The following is a 4,680-nucleotide window of genomic DNA, read 5'->3' as shown; positions in this document are numbered from 1 at the left end:
CAGCCCGCTCGGCATCCGGGAGCGCGTCGAAGCCACGGCCGCCGCCGGCTTCCAGGGCATGGGCCTGCTGCACGCCGATCTCGTGCCGGCCCTGGACGAGCACGGCGTCCGAGGCCTGCGCGCGCTGCTGGCCGATCATGGCATCGTCGACCTCGAGCTGGAACTGCTCACCGACTGGTGGACCACCGGCCCGGCCCGGCAGCGATCGGATCGGCTACGCCGCGAGCTGCTGGCCGCGGCCGAGGCGCTCGCCGCCCGCCACATCAAGATCGCGCCGGATGTCAGCGGCGGCCCGTGGGAGCACGATCACTGGGTCGCCGAGTTCGCTGCGCTGGCCGCCGAGGCGGCGAACGCCGGCACCCGGGTCGGCCTCGAGTTCCTGCCCTGGTCCAACGTCAGGACCGTCCACGACGGCCTGGCGATCGTGCGGGACGCCGGCCACGATGCCGGCGGGCTGATCATCGACGTCTGGCACACCGAGCGGGCGGGAACGCCGCCGGCCGACCTTGCCGCGGTGCCGGTGCGGCACATCGTGGGCGTCGAGCTGAGCGATGCCGACGCCGAACAGGTCGGCTCGCTGTTCGAGGACACCGTGTTGCGGAGACGCCTGTGCGGGGAGGGCGCTTTCGACCTCGCGGGCGTCATCGCCGCGCTGCGGGCGGCCGGCTGGCACGGCCCATGGGGTGTCGAGATCCTTTCCGAGGAGCACCGCAGGTCGGCGCTGCGACCGGCCGTCGACGCCGCGTTCCGGACGGCGAAGGCGCAGCTCGCCTAGGGCCAGTCCTGGACAAAGCTGAGCACCGTGTCCACCAGGGATTCCGGCGATGCCGTCGCGTCCAGCGGAACCGCGCCGGAGGCGAGCGTCCTGGCTTGGAAGACCGCGCGCCCGTCGCGGATCTGTTGCTTGACGCCTTCGGTGCGATGCGGCGAGACCGCCCGCGCGAGCCTGGCCTCCTGCGCGTCCGCCTCGAGCACCAGCAGGAACACGCGCTCGAAGAGATCCAGCATTTCGTCCTGGTTCAGGGAGATGCCGCAGACGAACATCGCGCCGGTCGTGCCGCCGGACGCGGCGATGGCCGCCTCGACGCGGGCGCGGCTCCAGACCCAGCGATGAGTGAGTTGCCACGCCTCGTCCACCGCCGGCGGCGGATCGACCGGCGTCCCGGAGGAGTCCTCCCACGAGGCCAGATCGTCGGCGTCGACCGCCACGTAACCGCGCCGGGACAGCTCCGCGGCCAGCGTCGACTTGCCCGACCCCGGGTTTCCGGTGATGAGGAACGCCCGCATGCCGACAGCCTGCCAGGCGCCCGGGAACCGAGGGCCTCAGCCGGGACGGCGGTTCCGCTCAGCAGTCGAACACCGACCAGCAGATGTCGTTGCGCAGCCGCTGGTCGTCCAGGACGAGCTCGCGGATCGCCTCGGGCAGCTGGTCGCGCTGCCATCGGCACTCGAGCCGCCCGGCCGCCTCGCCCTGACCCGCCGGTGCCGCCGCCTGCGCGGCCTTGATCGCGTACGCGGCGGCGCCCAGCTCGTGCGCGGCGACGTGGGCCACGACGGCGGCCTGGCCGGCGGCGTACGCGGCATGGCGTGCCGCTCCCCGCAGGTCCCGGGCGGCCCCCATCGCGTGACCACCGGCCGCGCGGGCCGCCATCATCTTGACCTCGCCCCGCACCCAGGCCCGAGCGTGCTCGATCGCCTCCCGGGGTCGCGGGTCCGAGGGCCGGACCGATTCGAAGAGCGGCAGGACGTGCTCGGCACACGAGGCAGCCCACAGCGCGAGGAGCCGGTGATCCGCATCGGTGAGCGTCCCGCCGCGGCGGATCGTCACGAAACGAAGATCACGAACCTTCGGCAGGATCATGCACAGATTCTCCAGCAACCGGCCCCGGCGGCACCCCTCAAGTCGAGCTCCACCTCGCGCGGCGGCGTCCGGCCGGGCGTACTCAGGCCTGAGCGATGATCGCGCGCAGCGAGGCCTGCAACTGGTCGTAGTTTCGCTGCCCGATCTGCTTCGCCCAGCGCAGGCCGATGTCGCGGCTCAGGCCGCTGCCGGTATGGAACAGATCCCATCCCCGCTCGGTGTATCGGATGATCCGCGCCCGGCCATCCGTGGGGTCGCGCTCCAGGCGCAGGTAGCCGAGCCTTTCCAGGTCTCGGATGATGTCGTTGGTGGCCTGCTTGCTGAGGCGCAGGCGGGCGGCCAGATCGGTGGGGCGCATGCCGTCGATGGGTGGATATCGCAGCAGCGGGCGGTGCACCTCGCGAAGGTCGTCGAATCCGGCGGCGCGCAGCTCAACGTACAGCTCGGCCTGCAGCGCCTCCCACGCCATGCGCAGCAGTGCGCCGATCTGCGGCTCGATGTCGGTGGAGTTCATAGTGCTTGACAGTGTAGTACGCCCGGCCGTACTTTTTGGTACTGCCAACCGTACTATTTTTTGGGGGCTGGAATGATCACTCATGCCGACATGGACCGCCTCATCGACCAGCACCTGGCCGCCGAGCTCGCGGCCGACTCCACCGCGGCGGTCGCGGTCTACACCGACGACGTCGAGCATGATGTGGTGGGCTGGCCGACCGGTCCGGTGTCCGGCCCGGCCGCCGCCAAGGACTTCTACGACCAGCTGATCGCCGCGTTCGTCAACGAGGAGATGAACCTGGTCCGCACGTTGTACGGTGCGGACCACTGCGTCGTCGAGCACCAGGCCCGAGGGCGGTTCCCGCACGGGTTCGCCGGAGCGCCGGCCAGCGACCGGCAGGTGGTGTTCCGCATGCTGCACGTGTTCGAGTTCCGTGGCCACGCCATCAGCCGGGAGAACGTGTGGCTGGACGGCGGCGCCATCTCGGCGCAGCTGAGCGCGGCGTGATTGATGGGGCGGCCGCAGCCGGCAACGCCGAGGGGCGCGCGACGCTTGCGGTTCTCCGCGCCCTGGGCGACGACGACTGGCACCGTCCCACCGACTGCCCGGAGTGGGACGTGCGCACGATGGTGTCGCACCTGGTCGCCCAGTGCGAGGACGGGATCAGCCTGCCGACGCTGCTGCGCCGCGAGGTCACAGCTCGGCGCCGCTATCGCCTCCTGTCCGGAGTGGACGGCCACATGGCCGTGCAGGTGACCGAGCACGCCGACGACGCGGGACCCGACCTGGTGCAGCGTTTCGCCGACGACTGGCCCAGGGCCGTCCGGGCTCGGCAGCGCCGCCCCGCCGCGCTGCGCCGGCTGCCCATCGATCTCGGCATCCCGGGCCTTGCCCGCACGCCGCTGAGCTATCTGCTCGACGTCATCTACAACCGCGACCTGTGGATGCACCGGGTCGACCTGACCCGCGCGACCGGGCAGCCGTTCGTCATCGGCGAGCACGACGGGCAGATCGTCGACCTGGCGATCGGCGATCTCGCCCGCAAGTGGACCGGCCCGCCGGTGACGCTGGAGCTGACCGGCCCCGCCGGCGGGTCGTGGACGCTCGGCACCGGAAGCCCGGTGGCGGTGGTGAGCGCGGACGCGGTCGGTTACATGCGGGCGCTGGCCGGCCGCGACGACGCGGTCGAGCTGACACTCGCCTCCGGCGATCGGAGAGCGCTCCTGCTGATCCGCCACGCCCGCATCCCGTTCTGACGGCGGCCATGGCGACGCCCGCGGCGGTCTGACCGCCGCGGGCGTCGGCGCGTCAGCCGGCGACCGACCGCAGCGGGATGCCCGCCGACTTCAGGTCGGACACCAGGTCCTTGAGGAACGGGTGCTCGTCGAGCTGCAGGCCCTGCGGGTTGGGGATGGTCAGGTACGCCGAACCGCCCACCACGGACGCGGTCGCGGTGCCGGTGTACCGGGTGACCACGGACCGGGCACGGTCCAGGTCGGCCGCGGCCACCTGGATGCGGGCCGGCCGCCACTCGCCGCCGAGGTTGGCCGGCGCCGGCCTGGCCGCCGCGGCCGCACGAGCCGGGTCGACGCCGGACGCCCGCATCGACGCCGAGTCCGAAGCCGGGTAGAGCAGCGCGTTGGCCACCAGCTGCATGCCGCTCTCGTTGTACGCCCGGAACAGCGGGTTGAACGCGAAGAGCACCGCGTGGCCCGCGCCGGTCGGCTCGTCCACCGCGGCCGCCGTCCCCTTCAGCAGGTCGGCGCGCTCGGCGTAGCCGTTGTACCAGAACCGGTCGTCGCTCGGGTAGGTCAGCACGTTCACGCCGGTGGTGCTCGGGCTGAGGATCGAATCGTCGTTGTTGAACTGGAAGTCCTCCGCCGGCCGGCCCTGCGCGACCGGGCTGCTGTGGTCGACGTCGACCCGCAGATGCGAGCCGATCATCAGGTAGTCGTCCGGCTTGGCGATCTCCGTGGTGGAGGTCAGGCCGGCGGCGCGGGCCATCCGGGTGCCCTCGTTGCGCAGCCCGATGTAGGTGTGACCCTGGGCGATCCAGTTGCGCAGGTTGGCCTGGCCGGCCGCGGTGAGCCCGCCGGTCGCGCTGCTGCCGTCGGGCACCAGCAGCACCGTGCGGCCGGTGAAGGCCGGCGTGTTGTCGTTGATGTCCGCGGTGGTCACCGGTGAGAGGTCGAGGCCCCACCGCCGGCCCAGCACGTACCGGGCTTCGCCGTAGGAGCCCGAGGTGGTGGAGATGCCGGTGCCCCGGAACAGTCCGACGTCGGGCAGGACGATCGCCGGCCCGGTGGCGCCGCGCCGGCTCGGG

The 4,680-nt window shown here is 72.2% G+C and carries 6 protein-coding genes and 1 pseudogene; 3 read left to right on the top strand and 4 right to left on the bottom strand.

Annotated elements, in window-relative coordinates; genetic code table 11:
* The coding region (locus AB0M20_RS28285; protein WP_364303288.1) for a TIM barrel protein at positions 1-775 on the top strand (775 nt) is incomplete at its 5' end.
* On the opposite strand, the gene AB0M20_RS28280 is transcribed toward AB0M20_RS28285, so the two are convergent.
* The 3 genes from AB0M20_RS28280 to AB0M20_RS28270 all read right to left on the bottom strand — a co-directional run bounded on the left by AB0M20_RS28280 (position 772) and on the right by AB0M20_RS28270 (position 2,375).
* The gene (locus tag AB0M20_RS28280) at positions 772-1,287 is read right to left on the bottom strand and encodes a hypothetical protein (RefSeq protein WP_364303286.1); all 516 of its coding nucleotides are present in this window, start codon (positions 1,285-1,287) and stop codon (positions 772-774) included. The genes AB0M20_RS28285 and AB0M20_RS28280 overlap by 4 nt on opposite strands.
* A gap of 58 nt (positions 1,288-1,345) precedes the next feature.
* A complete protein-coding gene (locus AB0M20_RS28275; RefSeq protein ID WP_364303284.1) occupies positions 1,346-1,861 on the bottom strand; it encodes a putative immunity protein in 516 nt (171 codons plus the stop codon).
* A gap of 82 nt (positions 1,862-1,943) precedes the next feature.
* Entirely contained in the window at positions 1,944-2,375 is a 432-nt protein-coding gene (locus AB0M20_RS28270) for a helix-turn-helix domain-containing protein (RefSeq protein ID WP_364303282.1), read from the bottom strand.
* A gap of 72 nt (positions 2,376-2,447) precedes the next feature.
* Here AB0M20_RS28270 and AB0M20_RS28265 point away from each other — a divergent pair, with 72 nt between their 5' ends.
* Positions 2,448-2,864 (top strand): nuclear transport factor 2 family protein, encoded by a 417-nt coding sequence (locus tag AB0M20_RS28265; RefSeq protein ID WP_364303280.1) that lies wholly within the window; start codon positions 2,448-2,450, stop codon positions 2,862-2,864.
* Entirely contained in the window at positions 2,861-3,613 is a 753-nt protein-coding gene (locus AB0M20_RS28260) for a maleylpyruvate isomerase family mycothiol-dependent enzyme (protein ID WP_364303278.1), read from the top strand. The genes AB0M20_RS28265 and AB0M20_RS28260 overlap by 4 nt, the downstream gene beginning before the upstream one ends.
* A 52-nt stretch (positions 3,614-3,665) precedes the next feature.
* Here AB0M20_RS28260 and AB0M20_RS28255 read toward each other — a convergent pair.
* Positions 3,666-4,680 (bottom strand): annotated as a pseudogene (locus tag AB0M20_RS28255) (carboxypeptidase); the annotation flags it as partial.

This window comes from Actinoplanes sp. NPDC051633, from assembly GCF_040681735.1.
Lineage (GTDB): Bacteria > Actinomycetota > Actinomycetes > Mycobacteriales > Micromonosporaceae > Actinoplanes.
Note: the sequence above shows the minus strand (reverse complement) of the source record. Positions and strands in the feature narration are given on the sequence as shown.